A 13420-nucleotide genomic window follows, 5' to 3' on the forward strand; every position below is an offset into this window, starting at 1 on the left:
CTCAGGCCTTGTACGCGAAGTCCTTGCCGACCTGCTGGCTGATATAGCTGCACAGCCCGCGTCCCGCCGTGGCGAGGCGCTTCATCTGTTCCACATGGCTGCGGCCCGGGCGCCGGTAGTCATAGGTGTAGACGCGCCCGTCGCCGAACCGGACCCGGATGTACTCGGGGCCGAGTTCGTAGGCGTCGATGCCGGAATTGCCGCTCAGGTTCCTGTAGGGCTCCATAGCAGTCAATGATAGGTCGCGTTTGCCCTCGCTGCCCGTCGCTTGAGCCCGGCGTATAGTGGCTGGCAAACCGCGCATACGGCCTTGAGCGCCGCCACCCCTCCCGCAACGTCAGGATACCCCCACCTTGACCACCGACTTCTTCGCCCGCTTCGAAGCCGAATGCCTGCCGCGCATCACCGATGCGATCGGCCAGCAGCACCGGCGCCTGCAACTCCAGCCGCTGCCTGCCGATGGCCCGGGCCAGCCGCCGCGCCTGCGCATGACCGCAGAGGGCCCGCCGGAGCTGCGGCGCCATCCGTATGCGCTCGATATCACGCTGGCGTGGGACGGGCTGGAGGTGCAGCGGCTGTTCGCCGCGGGCGGCGAGGCACGCTTTGCCGGCTACCTGGCGGCGCTGCCGTCCAAGCTGCGGGCGTGGCAGGAGCCGCGCGGCATCGATTTCCGCTCGCTGTCGCAGGCCGACCCGCAGATCCTGATCGGCGGGCTGGATTTTGAACACTGAGCGGCGCTGGCCTGAATCAACCGGATACGCGCAGCCGGCACACCGCGCTTTCCGCCTGGCCCGGCTCGATCCAGCGCAAGCCGTGGCCATGGTGGATGGCGTCGGGCAGTCCCACCCACGGCTCCACGCAATAGAAGTCGGAGGTTTCGGTTTCGGACCAGGTGGTCACGGCACGCCAGGGCGTGCTGCCGGGCAGATCGAGCTCGAAGCGGATATTGCGGCCCGGCATGGCCAGTTGCGCCGAGGGGCTGCCGCCGAAGACGTGGAAGGTGTCCTGCAGCCGTGGATCGTCCAGCTGGTAGGTCGACTCGCCGGGCCCGGCTGGCCCCGGGCTGCCATCGGGTAGCTGGCGCATACGCGCCGTGGCCGGCAGCGCCAGCGATGCCGCGCTGCGCTGCGCGTGGGGCAGCGCGAAATAGAAGTGGTGGCCGGGATAACACGGCAGGCGCTGCGTGCCGGGGTTGGTAGTCCGCAGCGCTACCTCCAGGCCGTCGGGCAGCAAGGTATAGACCACGTCAAACACGAAGGCGAACGGATAGCCGGCGCGCGTGGCCTCGCTGTCGCGCAGCGTCATCGTGATGGCGGTATGCGGGTCGATGGCGCTGACCTCGAACGGCAGGTCGCGCGCAAAGCCATGTTGCGCCAGGGTATGGACCGTCCCTTGTCCGTCGCGCCATTGCCCCGCGTTACCCTCGACAAAATGCCGGCCGATAAACGGGAACAGCAGCGGGTTGCCCCCGCGGACCTTGGCCGGGCGGCTCCAGTCGGCGGCATCGGGCCAGTACAGCAGGTCTTGCCCGCGGTGGACCCAGCGGACCAGCCGCGCGCCGGATTGCGGCGCCAGCAGCAGCCAGGAATCGGCGTGGCCGATCCGCACCAGCGGCTGGCCCTGGAAGTCTTCGGTTGGCAGGTTGTGCATGGCCTGGACGATGTGGTGGCGCTCAGGTCGTGGCCGACTCGGCCTGGCGCGCCTTGAGGAAGTGCGCGGCGTAGTCGAAGTACCAGTCGAGCGTGTCGGGGTTGGCCATGGCGTCGCGATTGGCGATGCTCTCGGGCGCATGGCCCAGCAGCAGCTTCTTGATCGGCACCTCCATCTTCTTGCCCGACAGCGTGCGCGGCACGCCGGGCGCCTGCACGATCTCGTTGGGCACATGGCGCGACGACAGCGCGCTGCGGATGCGCGCGCGCAGGGTGTCGCGCAGCGCGTCGTCGAGTACCACGCCTTCGCGCAGCACCACGAACAGCGGCATATACGATTCGCGGCCCAGGTATTCGAGGTCGACCACCATGCTGTCGAGTACCTCGGGCAGGTCTTCGACCACGCGGTACAGCTCGCTGGTGCCCATGCGGATGCCGTGGCGGTTGATGGTGGCGTCGGAACGCCCGTAGATCACCGCGCCGCCACGTTTGGTGATCTTGATCCAGTCGCCATGCCGCCAGGCGCCGGGGTAGGTGTCGAAGTAGCTGTCGCGGTAGCGTTGGCCATCGGTGTCGCCCCACAGGTAGAGCGGCATCGACGGCATCGGCTCGGTGCAGACCAGTTCGCCGACCGCGTCGACCAGCGGCCGGCCATGGTCGTCGAAGGCTTCGACCTTGGCGCCCAGGCAGCGGCACTGCATCTCGCCGGAATAGACCGGCAGCAGCGGGCAGCCGGCGACGAACGAGCCGGCGAAGTCGGTGCCGCCCGACATCGGCACCAGCCAGATGTCTTCGCGCACATGGCGGTAGATCCAGTCGTAGGCCTCGACCGGCAGCGGCGAGCCGGTCGAGCCCAGTCCGCGCAGCCGCGACACGTCGGCGATGCGCGCCGGCTCGATGCCGGCCTTCATGCAGTTGGTGAAGAACGCCGCGCCGGCGCCGAACAGGGTCACGCCGGCATCGTCGACGAAGCGCCACAGCACGCCGGCGTCGGGCCAGGCCGGGTTGCCGTCGTAGAGCGCGATGGTGGCGCCGAGCAGCAGCCCGGCCACCTGCGCGTTCCACATGATCCAGCCGCTGCTGCTGTACCAGTGGAATACGTCGTCCGGGCCCAGGTTGTTGTGGAACGCCATCAGCTTGAGCTGCTCGATGACGATGCCGCCGTGGCCGTGCACGATCGGCTTGGGCATGCCGGTGGTGCCGGAGGAATAGACGATCCATAGCGGATGGTCGAACGGCACCGGCTCGATCGCCAGCGGCACGTCGTGCGCCAGCACGTCCTGCCAGGCGTGCACGCGTACGCCGGCAGGCGTCGCCGCGCCGCCGCCGATTTGCGGCACCAGCACCAGGTCGGTCAGCGAGGGCAGGGCGGCGACCAGCTCGGCCACGACCGGTGCGCGGTCGTAGGCCTTGCCGCCGTAGCGGTAGCCGTCGACGGCGATCAGCACCCTGGGCGCGATCTGGCGGAAGCGGTCGACCACCGCCACCTGGCCCATGTCCGGCGCGCAGCCGGACCAGACCGCACCCAGGCTGGCGGTGGCCAGGAAGGCGACCACGGTGGCGGGGATATTGGGCAGGTAGCCGGCGACGCGGTCGCCGCGCTGCACGCCCATCTGGCGCAGCGCATGCGCGAGCGAGGCGACCTGCGCCTCGAGCGCGTGCCAGCTGATGTCGGCCAGCGGCTGTGCCTCGCCGGCATGGCGGATGGCGGTGCGCTGGCGCGCGCTGCCGCTGCCGGCATGGCGGAACACCTGCTGCACATAGTTCAGCGTGGCGCCGTCGAACCAGCGCGCGCCGGGCATGGTGCGTCGGTCCAGCACTTGCCTGGCCGGGGTGTCGAAGTGCACGTCGAAGTAGGCGCGCACGGCGTCCCAGAAGGCTTCGAGCTCGGTGACGGACCACTGCCACAGGCTGTCGTAGTCGTCGAAGGCCAGGCCGCGTTCGGTGCGCAGCCAGCGCATGAACTGCGCGATCTGGCTGCGGTCGCGGAACGCCTCGGATGGCGTCCACATCAGGTTGCCTTCGGCGAGCGGGGCGGCGGTGGTCATGTCTCCTCCTTGGGCCCGTCTGCCGCGGGCATCGGATGGTGCGAGGGTTGGCCGCGGGCGCCTGTCGCGGCGCCCGGCATCAGCGTGACATGATAACGGCGGATCGCTGCCGGCGCGTGCCGGCTGCCATCAGCGACCGGCGGGACGCTCGAACAGCGTTTCCCACAGAGTGTCGACCTTGGCCTTGACCGCGGCATCCATGGCGATCGGGGTGCCCCATTCGCGCGTGGTTTCGCCGGGCCACTTGTCGGTGGCATCGATGCCCATCTTGGAGCCCAGGCCCGACACCGGCGAGGCGAAGTCCAGGTAGTCGATCGGGGTGTTGTCGACTAGCACCGTGTCGCGGCTGGGATCGACGCGGGTGGTGATGGCCCAGATCACTTCCTTCCAGTCGCGCACGTCGACATCGTCGTCGACCACCACGATGAACTTCGTATACATGAACTGCCGCAGGAAGCTCCACACGCCGAACATCACGCGCTTGGCATGGCCGGCGTACTGCTTCTTCATCCGCACCAGCGCCATGCGGTAGCTGCAGCCCTCGGGCGGCAGGTAGAAGTCCGTGATTTCCGGGAACTGCTTCTGCAGCAGCGGCACGAACACCTCGTTCAGCGCCACGCCCAGCACGGCCGGCTCGTCGGGCGGCTTGCCGGTGTAGGTGGAGTGGTAGATCGGGTCGCGCCGCATGGTGATGCGGTCGATGGTGAAGACCGGGAACCAGTCCTGCTCGTTGTAGTAGCCGGTGTGATCGCCGAACGGGCCTTCGAGCGCGTGCTGGTAGCCGGTCGGGTGGTTGGGATCGGGCTGGATATGGCCTTCCAGCACGATCTCGGCCGACGCCGGCACGCTCAGCTCGGACAGCGTCGGCGTCAGGCAGCCGGCCAGCGCGGTGCGGCTGCCGCGCAGCAGGCCGGCGAACTGGTATTCGGACAGCGTATCGGGCACCGGCGTCACCGCGCCCAGGATGGTGGCCGGGTCAGCGCCCAGCGCCACCGCGATCGGGAACGGCTTGCCGGGGTTGGCCAGCGCATGCTCGCGGAAGTCGAGCGCGCCGCCGCGGTGCGCCAGCCAGCGCATGATCACCTGGTTGCGGCCGATCACCTGCTGGCGGTAGATGCCCAGGTTCTGGCGCTTCTTGTGCGGGCCCTTGGTCACCACCAGGCCCCAGGTGATCAGCGGGGCGGCGTCGCCGGGCCAGCAGGTCTGGATCGGCAGGCGCGCCAGGTCGACATCGTTGCCTTCCCACACCACCTCCTGGCAGGCCGGGCTGCTCACGCGCTTCGGTGCCATGTCCCACACCGACTTGGCCAGCGTGAACAGCTTGCCGGCCTCGCGCAGCCCGCGCGGCGGCTCCGGCTCCTTCAGCGCCGACAGCACCCGGCCGATGTCGCGCAGGTCTTCCATCGATTCGGCGCCCATGCCAAATGCGACTCTGCGTGTCGTGCCGAACAGATTGGCCAGCACCGGCACGCTATAGATGTCGCCATGGGGAGCGCCCGCAGGTTGCTCGAAGACGACCGCGGGACCGCCGGCGCGCAGCAGGCGGTCGCAGATTTCGGTCATTTCCAGGTTGGGCGAGACCGGTCGGGCGATGCGCCGCAGCTCGCCGAGCCCTTCGAGCTGGCCGATGAAATCGCGCAAGTCTTTGTATTGCATGGTGAATTCTGTTGTGGTGCGGCATCCCGCACCGGATCCAGGGAGGCGGCAGTCAGGTCGGTGACGATACACATTCCTCGAGGCGGCGGCAAAAAAATCGTCCGGCCGGTACCGCGGAAATTGTAAGTTTTTTGCCCGCCCCGGGGCGGGCCGTAACGCGGCGAGCCAAGGCCACGCCTGCGTTTGCGGGCGTCAGAGTGATGCCGGATCGACCAAAACTGCCTTGTTACAAATAACTGAAAGTAGTGAATTATCAAATCGTTATTCTTGACGGGATATAACACGGTTCCTACAATCCGGTCTGCTCCATGGAGTGTTGCGTCGCAACATGGATTTTCCCCCTGTGTCAAGGGGTGCACATCAAAACAACGTGCCAGAAAGTCCCTCCAGCAAGGACCGATGTCATAGTCCCGCGCGCATGGCGGGTGACCGGTCGCCTCCGGCGACTTGCCGGAGTGTAGAGAGTTAAGTCGTGGCAGGTTGCGCTCCCCCAGGGTGCGGCCTGTTTCCAGTTGGGCGCATGGGGAGCGCCCTGCCAACAGGTGCTTGGTCGTCACTGCTAGACGGCGCGGCATCCTTACTTGAGTACGTTGAGATCGGGCGCATGCCGCAGTCGGGCACGCGAAGCGGGCAACGGATGGAGGTAAGCATGAGCGGTTGGAAAACCCTTCATCTTCCCGGCATCGGGCGGGCCCTGCAGGTCCGCCTCCGACAGCCGGTACCCGGAATGAGTCGGGCATTGCAGGTCCGTCTCGCGCATCCGGTCGCGGGCCGCGCCTTGCGCGGTGGCCGCACGACGCTGAAGTACGCCCTGAACAGCCTGGGCGTGGTGGCGGTGGTTTCGGCGGTGTCGCTGTCGGTGAGCCAGGAATGGCGCACCACGCTGGCCGCCTTGCTGGCTGGTGACGAAGCGCCCGCGGTGCTGGTGAGCGCCGCCGTGGCAGCGCCCGCGCATGCCGGCACTGCCGCCAACGCTGCCAACGCTGCCAACAGCCCGGCCGTATCCAGTGCCGTGCCGCCGAGCACGGCGGACGTCGCGGCGGCCAAGTTCGGCTATGGCACTGGCCGCGGCGGCAAGCTTGGCCTGCCGACCGTGTCGGGCGTCGACGAATGGAGCCTGGCGGCCAATACCAAGGTGCCGTCGGTCGCGCACCTGGCCGCGCGGATCCCGGTGACGCGCGTGGCCGCGGACGCCCGCAGCACCGGCGCCACGCTGGGCAGCGCGCGCGAGCAGGCCGCGGTGGCGGACTATATCGCCCGCAAGTACCGCGTGGCGGCCCAGGCCACCGCGCAGCTGGTCAAGGCGGCCTACCTGACCGGGCGCGAGGTCGGCATCGACCCGCTGCTGATCCTGGGCGTGATCGCGATCGAGTCCAGCTTTAACCCGTACGCCGAAAGCGGCGTGGGTGCGCAGGGCCTGATGCAGGTCATGACCAAGGTCCACCAGGACAAGTACGAAGCCGTCGGCGGCGTGTCCGCGGCCCTGAACCCGTACGCCAACATCAAGATCGGCGCGCTGGTGCTCAAGGACTGCATCGCCCGCGCCGGCTCGCTCGAGGGCGGCCTGAAGTACTACGTCGGCGCCACCACGGCCACCGATGGCGGCTACGGCGCCAAGGTGCTGGCCGAGCGCGCCCGCCTGCGCCAGCTGATCGGCGTGCGCAGCGCGCCCGCCAACGCCGACAAGCCGGCGGCCGAGGACAAGGCACCGGTCGAGCATTCGCCGACCGAGAAGCTGGAAGCCAACAACGGGCCGCACAACGCCTGAGTCTGGCACCGGCATCGCCCAGAAGAAAAGCACCCCGCGGGGTGCTTTTTTATTGGCCTGCCGCCGCAAAGGCTGCCGCGGCCGGGTGCGGTCAGCGGAACAGCTTGCCCAGCCGCGCCATCGCCTCTTCGATATTCTCGCGCGAGGTCGCGTACGAGATCCGGATGTAGTCCCGCGCCGTATGCGGGCCGAAGTCCTGACCGGGCACCATCACTACCCCCGCGTCGTGCAGCATGGCCTGCGTCAGGCGGTCGGCATCGCCGGCGGCGGGGTGGTTGACGCCGCGGCAGTCCGCATACACATAGAAGGCGCCGTCGGGGCGCACCGGCACGCGCAGCCCGAGCGACTCCAGCGCCGGCACGATCAGGTCGCGGCGGCGGCGGAATTCGGCCTTGCGCTCGTCGTAGATGGCCAGCGCCTCGGGCGTGAAGCACGCCAGCGCGGCGTACTGCGCCACCGCCGACGCGCAGATGAACAGGTTCTGCGCCACCTTCTCGAAGGCCTCGACCAGCGCCGCGGGCACCACCAGCCAGCCCAGGCGCCAGCCGGTCATGTTGAAGTACTTCGAGAAGCTGTTCACCGTGACCACGTTCGGGTCCAGGCTCAGCGCCGACACCGGCGCGGCGTCGTAGGACAGGCCCTGGTAGATCTCATCGAGGATGGCGAAGCCGTTGCGCGCGCGCACCGCCTGCAGGATCCGCGCGAGTTCGTCGGGCAGGATCGAGGTGCCGGTCGGATTGGACGGCGACGCCAGCAGCACGCCCCGGGTCTGCCCGCCCCAGTTGGCCTCGACCTGCGCGGCGGTCAGCTGGAAGCGTTCGGCCGGGCCGCTCGGGATCATGCGCGCGACGCCGTCGAAGGCGGCGACGAAGTGGCGGTTGCACGGGTAGCTGGGGTCCGGCATCAGCACTTCGGCGCCGATCTCGACCAGTACCGCGCACGCGAGCAGCAGCGCGCCCGACGCGCCGGCGGTGACGATCACGCGCCGCGCCGGAAGGTCCAGGCCGTAGGCCGTCTTGTAATAGCCGGCGATGGCCTCGCGCAGCGGCTGGATGCCGAGCGCGCCGGTGTACTGCGTGACGCCGCGGCGCATGGCCGCCTCGGCCGCGCGCACCACCGGCTCGGCGGCGGTGAAGTCCGGCTCGCCGATGCCCATGTGCACGATATGGCGGCCGGCGCGCTCCAGCGCGGCGGCCTGCTTGGCCAGCTCCATCACATGGAAGGCGTCGATGTTGGCGAGGCGGGAGGCGGTGGCCAGGTGCTGCAAGTCCATGGTGTTCCGGGGCGGGCAGGGGCCCGTTCAGCAAAAGAGGGTCGGTGGGAATGAAAACACCCGCCGCGGCGGGTGTCGTCTTCATCGCCGCTGGCGCCGGGGCCAGCGCGACGGCACGGCGCAGCCGCGGGATGGTTCAGCGGCGCGCAGCCACTTCCGCGGCGCGTACCTGGGCCGCAAGCTTGTCCAGCACGCCGTTGACGTACTTGTAGCCCTCGACGCCGCCGAAGGTCTTGGTCAGCTCGACCGCTTCATTGATGACCACCTTGTACGGGATGTCGAGGCAGTGCACCAGCTCATAGCTGCCGACCAGCAGGGCGGCGCGCTCGACCGGCGACAGCTCGTCGACGGAACGGTCCAGGAACGGCTCGAACGCGGCGGTCAGGCGGGCCTCTTCGCGCACGGCGCCGTTGAGCAGCGCGTCGAAATGCTCGCGGTCGGCCTTGTTGAAGCCCTGGGCGTCATGCAGGTGGGCCTGGATCGCGCCGATGTCGTTGCGGTTCAGCAGCCACTGGTACAGGCCCTGCAGGGCCAGCTCGCGCGAGCGGCGGCGCGCGCTCTTGGGCGGCGCCTTGGCTTCGGTGCGGGCCGCGGCGGGCTTGCCGCCGGCGGCCTTGCCGGCGTCCTGGTCCGGGGTGTTCGACGTATCACTCATCGTCGTCCTCGTCTTCGTCTTCCTGGCCGCGCAGCGAATCGAGCGCCGCCACAAGGTTGGCCATCTCCACCGCGGCGCGGGCGCAGTCGCGGCCCTTTTCGCGGGTGCGGGCATGGGCCTGCTCGTCGGTGTCGACGGTCAGGATGCCATTGGCGATCGGCACGTTGAAGTCCAGGCCGACGCGGGTGATGCCGGCGCCCGACTCGTTCGAGACCAGCTCGAAATGATAGGTCTCGCCGCGCACCACGGCGCCCAGCGCGACCAGCGCGTCGAACTGGCCGCTCTCGCACATCTTCTGCAGTGCCAGCGGGACTTCCAGCGCGCCGGGGACGGTTACCACCAGGGTGTCTTCGCCCTCGACGCCGAGCTGTTCCAGCTCGGCCACGCAGGCCTCGAGCAGTTCGGCGCAGACCGGCTCGTTGAAGCGCGCCTGCACGATGCCGATACGCAGGCCTTCACCGTCGAGGTTGCTGGGGTAGAAGCCGTGATCCATTGTTCAGTTCTCCAGTTTTCGGGAGGGCGGCGGCGACATGCGCCGCCGCCCGGGTATTGGGGATGGCTTTGTCCTGGGGGCCGGCTCAGTCGGCCTGGCCGCTCATCGGCTGGTAGCCGGTCACTTCCAGGTCGAAGCCGGTCATGCTGGGCATGCGCTGCCGGGCGGCCAGCACGCGCATCTTGCCGACGCCGACATCCTTCAGGATCTGCGCGCCCATGCCATAGGTGCGCAGGTCGGGCTTGCGGCGCGGCCGCGACTGCGGCGCGTCGAGCGCGCTGAACTGCGTGAACAGCTGCTCGACGGTGTCGCCGCAGTTCAGCAGCACGATCACGCCGCGGTCGGCCTCGGCAATCGCCTGCATCGCCGCCGGGATGCTCCACGAGTGCGTCGTGCATTTCACTTCCAGCAGGTCCAGCACCGAGAACGGCTCGTGCACGCGCACCAGCGTTTCCTGTTCCGGCGTGGGCGTGCCCTTGACCAGCGCCAGGTGGGCCTGGCCGGTCGGCTTGTCGCGGTAGGCGATGCTATGGAAGGTGCCGTACGGGGTTTGCATGGCGCGCTCGCCGACGCGCTCGATAATGCTCTCGGTGCGGCTGCGGTAGTGGATCAGGTCTGCGATGGTGCCGATCTTCAGGTCATGCTCCTGCGCGAACTCGACCAGGTCGGGCAGGCGCGCCATGGTGCCGTCGTCCTTCATGATCTCGCAGATCACCGCCGCCGGCGTCAGGCCGGCCAGCGCGCCCAGGTCGCAGCCGGCCTCGGTATGGCCGGCGCGGATCAGCACGCCGCCGGGCTGGGCCGTCAGCGGGAAGATATGGCCAGGCTGGACCAGGTCGGCCGGCTTGGCATCGCGGGCGACGGCGGCCTGCACGGTGCGGGCGCGGTCGGCGGCGGAAATGCCGGTGGTCACGCCCTCGGCCGCCTCGATCGAGACGGTGAAGTTGGTGCCGTGCTGGGTGCCGTTGCGGCTTACCATCGGATGCAGGTCGAGCTGGCGGCAGCGCTCGGCGGTCAGCGTCAGGCAGATCAGGCCGCGGCCATGCTTGGCCATGAAGTTGATCGCCTCCGGCGTGACGAAATCGGCAGCCAGGACCAGGTCGCCCTCATTCTCGCGGTCTTCCTCGTCGACAAGGATGACCATGCGGCCGGCGCGAATGTCGGCAATGATGTCTTCGGTACGGGCGATTGTCATGGCGTGCAGAACGGCAGGTTGGGGCGGAAATCAGGCGAAAAACCGGCGAATTGGCTGTGGCAGGAACCGTGGCCGCGGTGGAAAGCGGCCGGACTGAGGCGGGGCTTCGGGCCGGGCCGGCCGGGGCATATACGCCCGGCAGGTCGCCCAGTCAAGCCGGCTATTGTACGCCAAGGCAGCCCACGCGGGACGCGCAGGCCGCGAAAGTGCTGCGGCTTTGGGACGGGACGGGCAGGGGTGCAGACTGCGGCGCCTGGCCGGCCCCGCCTTACGCTGGAGCCTGGGCGGCCGACAGCATCCGTTCCACGTAGCGCGCGATCAGGTCGATCTCCAGGTTGACGCGCGCGCCGGGCTTGAGCTCCTGCAGCGTGGTCACTTCGACGGTGTGCGGGATCAGGTTGATCGAGAACTCGCAGCCGTCGGCTTCATCGGTGACGCGGTTGACGGTCAGCGACACGCCATTGACCACCACCGAGCCCTTGTAGGCCAGGTAGCGCGCCAGCTCGCGCGGGGCGCGGATGCGCAGCTCGTGCGACTCGCCCACCGGGGCGAAATGCACCACTTCGCCCAGGCCGTCGACGTGCCCCGACACCAGGTGGCCGCCGAGCCGGTCGGCCAGGCGCAGCGCTTTCTCCAGGTTGACGCGGCCGGGGCGGTCGAGCCCCACGGTCTTGTCCAGCGATTCGCGCGAGACCTCGACGTCGAAGGCGTCGGGCGCCATGGCGATCACGGTCATGCAGGCGCCCTGGATGGCGATGCTGTCGCCGATGATGACATCCGACAGGTCGAGCCCGCCCGCGGCGATGCGCAGGCGCACGCCGGCATCGGCGTCGGCGCCGAGCGGGGTCACGGATTCAATGCGGCCGACCGCCGCGACAATGCCAGTAAACATGGTGGAGTCTTGTGCTTGAGGTTTTGGGAATCCCGGATGGGCTGCCGGTGTGCCAGCGCTACGCATCGTTGCGCCGGGCGATCAGGCGCAGGTCGTCGCCGATCTGCCGGACTTCATGCCAGTGGAACTGCTCGGCATCCTGCAGTCGCGCCAGCGGCGGCAGGTTGAACATGCCCTGGGCATCGCCGAGCAGCTTGGGCGCGAGGTAGATCAGCAGTTCGTCGGCACAGTGCTCGCGCACCAGCGAACCGTTGAGCTTGAAGCCCGCCTCGACATGCAGTTCGTTGATGCCGCGCCGGCCGAGTTCTTCCAGCATGCGGCGCAACTCGACCTTGCCGTGCGGGTTGGGCAGCACCACGACTTCGGCGCCGCGGCCTTCCAGCGCGCGCTGCCGCTGGCGGTCTTCCACCGCACAGAACACCAGCACGGGCCTGGCGAACTCGCCGGTGTCCGGCGTCAGGATCTGGGCGTCGAGCGGCACTTCGAGGCGGGAATCGACCAGCACCCGCTGCGGCTGGCGCGGCGTGGCGATGGCCCGCACCGTCAGCGCGGGATTGTCGTCGCGCACGGTGCCGATGCCGGTCAGGATGGCGCAGGCGCGGGCGCGCCAGGCGTGGCCGTCATCGCGCGCGGCCTGGCCGGTGATCCACTGGCTGGTGCCGTCATGCAGCGCCGTGCCGCCGTCCATCGACGCCGCCACCTTGACGCGCACCCATGGCAGCCCGCGCGTCATGCGCGAGACAAAGCCGATATTCAGGTCGCGCGCCTCTTTTTCCAGCAGGCCGCAGCGCACGTCGATGCCGGCCTCGCGCAGGCGCTGCAGGCCGCGCCCGGAGACCGACGGGTTGGGGTCTTCCATCGCCGCCACCACGCGCGTCACGCCGGCGCGCACCAGCGCATCGGCGCACGGCGGGGTGCGGCCGAAATGGCTGCACGGCTCCAGCGTGACATAGGCGGTGGCGCCGGCCGGATCGAGCCCGCGCGACAGCGCGTCTTTCATCGCCTGGATCTCGGCATGGTCCTGCCCGGCCGGCTGGGTGAAGCCCTGTCCGATGACCTGGCCGTCCTTGATCAGCACGCAGCCGACGCGCGGATTGGGCGTGGTGTTGAACATGCCCCGCGCGGCGAGCGCGAGCGCCTGCTGCATGGCGGCGTGGTCGGTATCGGAAAACATTCGGCGATCGGGTGGGCCTTGGCGCTGAGATTGGGTGGCAGGGCTGCCAGGTCATGGCGGTTCGGAGGATTCCGCCGCCTCGCAGTCGGCGTCGCGGCCGGGTGTGCAGAGTCGGATACGTCCCTGCGCGCCCAGCCTGACTTGCCGCTGTTCGCCACGGCAGCCAAGCGTGAAGGTGGCGGCCTGGAAACCGCCCTGCTCAGAACGAGAGTATCCCACAGGCAGGAATTTCAGCACATTGACGCCGCGCACGGTCTGCCGAAGGGCCACGGACAGGCACGGCATGCCGGGCTCGACCACGGACAGCACCACCGGCTGGTCCGGGCTGGCGCCGGCCGTCACCAACTGCCAGCCCGGGCTCAGCGTGGACTCGCCCGGCAGCGGCTGCAGCGTCACCTCGACGCGGCGTGACAGCGCGGTGGCGCGCGCCAGCGCCAGCGATATCGCCAGCCGGTCGGCCGCCAGCGTGACCTGCTGGCGCGCGAGCATGCCGCTGAACAGCGGATAGGCCGCGGCCGTGAACACGCCGAGAATGGCCAGGCCGGCGACCAGCTCGACCAGCGTCAGTCCCCCCGTGTGTCGAGGCCTGCCGGCATTCCATGGCATGTCCATCCGGG

At 69.2% G+C, this 13420-nt stretch carries 13 protein-coding genes; 2 read left to right on the forward strand and 11 right to left on the reverse strand.

The window, feature by feature from the left end; all coding sequences use genetic code 11:
- Position 1: 1 nt before the first annotated feature.
- A complete protein-coding gene (locus C7416_RS13720) occupies positions 2–226 on the reverse strand; it encodes a hypothetical protein (RefSeq protein WP_111519435.1) in 225 nt (74 codons plus the stop codon).
- A 127-nt stretch (positions 227–353) separates the two neighbouring features.
- Here C7416_RS13720 and C7416_RS13725 point away from each other — a divergent pair, with 127 nt between their 5' ends.
- A complete protein-coding gene (locus C7416_RS13725) occupies positions 354–731 on the forward strand; it encodes a DUF5594 family protein (RefSeq protein ID WP_111519436.1) in 378 nt (125 codons plus the stop codon).
- 16 nt (positions 732–747) lie between these two features.
- On the opposite strand, the gene C7416_RS13730 is transcribed toward C7416_RS13725, so the two are convergent.
- The 3 genes from C7416_RS13730 to ubiD all read right to left on the reverse strand — a co-directional run bounded on the left by C7416_RS13730 (position 748) and on the right by ubiD (position 5353).
- Positions 748–1650 (reverse strand): aldose epimerase family protein, encoded by a 903-nt coding sequence (locus C7416_RS13730; protein ID WP_111519437.1) that lies wholly within the window; start codon positions 1648–1650, stop codon positions 748–750.
- 22 nt (positions 1651–1672) lie between these two features.
- The gene (locus tag C7416_RS13735) at positions 1673–3697 is read right to left on the reverse strand and encodes an acetoacetate--CoA ligase (RefSeq protein WP_111519438.1); all 2025 of its coding nucleotides are present in this window, start codon (positions 3695–3697) and stop codon (positions 1673–1675) included.
- A 129-nt stretch (positions 3698–3826) separates the two neighbouring features.
- Positions 3827–5353, reverse strand: coding sequence for a 4-hydroxy-3-polyprenylbenzoate decarboxylase (gene ubiD / locus C7416_RS13740; RefSeq protein ID WP_111519439.1), 1527 nt, complete (start codon positions 5351–5353; stop codon positions 3827–3829).
- A gap of 649 nt (positions 5354–6002) precedes the next feature.
- Here ubiD and C7416_RS13745 point away from each other — a divergent pair.
- On the forward strand, positions 6003–7121 hold the full coding sequence (locus C7416_RS13745) for a lytic transglycosylase domain-containing protein (protein WP_111519440.1): 1119 nt from the start codon (positions 6003–6005) through the stop codon (positions 7119–7121).
- A gap of 91 nt (positions 7122–7212) precedes the next feature.
- On the opposite strand, the gene C7416_RS13750 is transcribed toward C7416_RS13745, so the two are convergent.
- The 7 genes from C7416_RS13750 to C7416_RS13780 form a co-directional block, all read right to left on the reverse strand.
- Positions 7213–8394: a pyridoxal phosphate-dependent aminotransferase gene (locus C7416_RS13750; protein ID WP_111519441.1), complete on the reverse strand. Its 1182-nt coding sequence runs from the start codon at positions 8392–8394 to the stop codon at positions 7213–7215.
- A gap of 136 nt (positions 8395–8530) precedes the next feature.
- A complete protein-coding gene (nusB, locus tag C7416_RS13755; RefSeq protein ID WP_111519442.1) occupies positions 8531–9049 on the reverse strand; it encodes a transcription antitermination factor NusB in 519 nt (172 codons plus the stop codon).
- Entirely contained in the window at positions 9042–9542 is a 501-nt protein-coding gene (gene ribH, locus C7416_RS13760; protein WP_012353576.1) for a 6,7-dimethyl-8-ribityllumazine synthase, read from the reverse strand. Before ribH ends, nusB begins: the two co-directional genes overlap by 8 nt.
- 85 nt (positions 9543–9627) lie before the next feature.
- Positions 9628–10737 carry a bifunctional 3,4-dihydroxy-2-butanone-4-phosphate synthase/GTP cyclohydrolase II gene (gene ribBA, locus C7416_RS13765; RefSeq protein WP_111519443.1) on the reverse strand — a complete coding sequence of 370 codons (1110 nt, stop codon included), beginning with the start codon at positions 10735–10737 and terminating at the stop codon, positions 9628–9630.
- Between the two features lie 268 nt (positions 10738–11005).
- A complete protein-coding gene (locus tag C7416_RS13770) occupies positions 11006–11629 on the reverse strand; it encodes a riboflavin synthase (RefSeq protein WP_111519444.1) in 624 nt (207 codons plus the stop codon).
- A 58-nt stretch (positions 11630–11687) separates the two neighbouring features.
- Positions 11688–12803: a bifunctional diaminohydroxyphosphoribosylaminopyrimidine deaminase/5-amino-6-(5-phosphoribosylamino)uracil reductase RibD gene (gene ribD / locus C7416_RS13775; protein ID WP_111519445.1), complete on the reverse strand. Its 1116-nt coding sequence runs from the start codon at positions 12801–12803 to the stop codon at positions 11688–11690.
- A 51-nt stretch (positions 12804–12854) separates the two neighbouring features.
- A complete protein-coding gene (locus C7416_RS13780) occupies positions 12855–13409 on the reverse strand; it encodes a GspH/FimT family pseudopilin (protein WP_181461237.1) in 555 nt (184 codons plus the stop codon).
- Between the last annotated feature and the right edge of the window lie 11 nt (positions 13410–13420).

Source organism: Cupriavidus phytorum, assembly GCF_003254285.1.
In the GTDB taxonomy this organism is placed as follows: domain Bacteria; phylum Pseudomonadota; class Gammaproteobacteria; order Burkholderiales; family Burkholderiaceae; genus Cupriavidus; species Cupriavidus phytorum.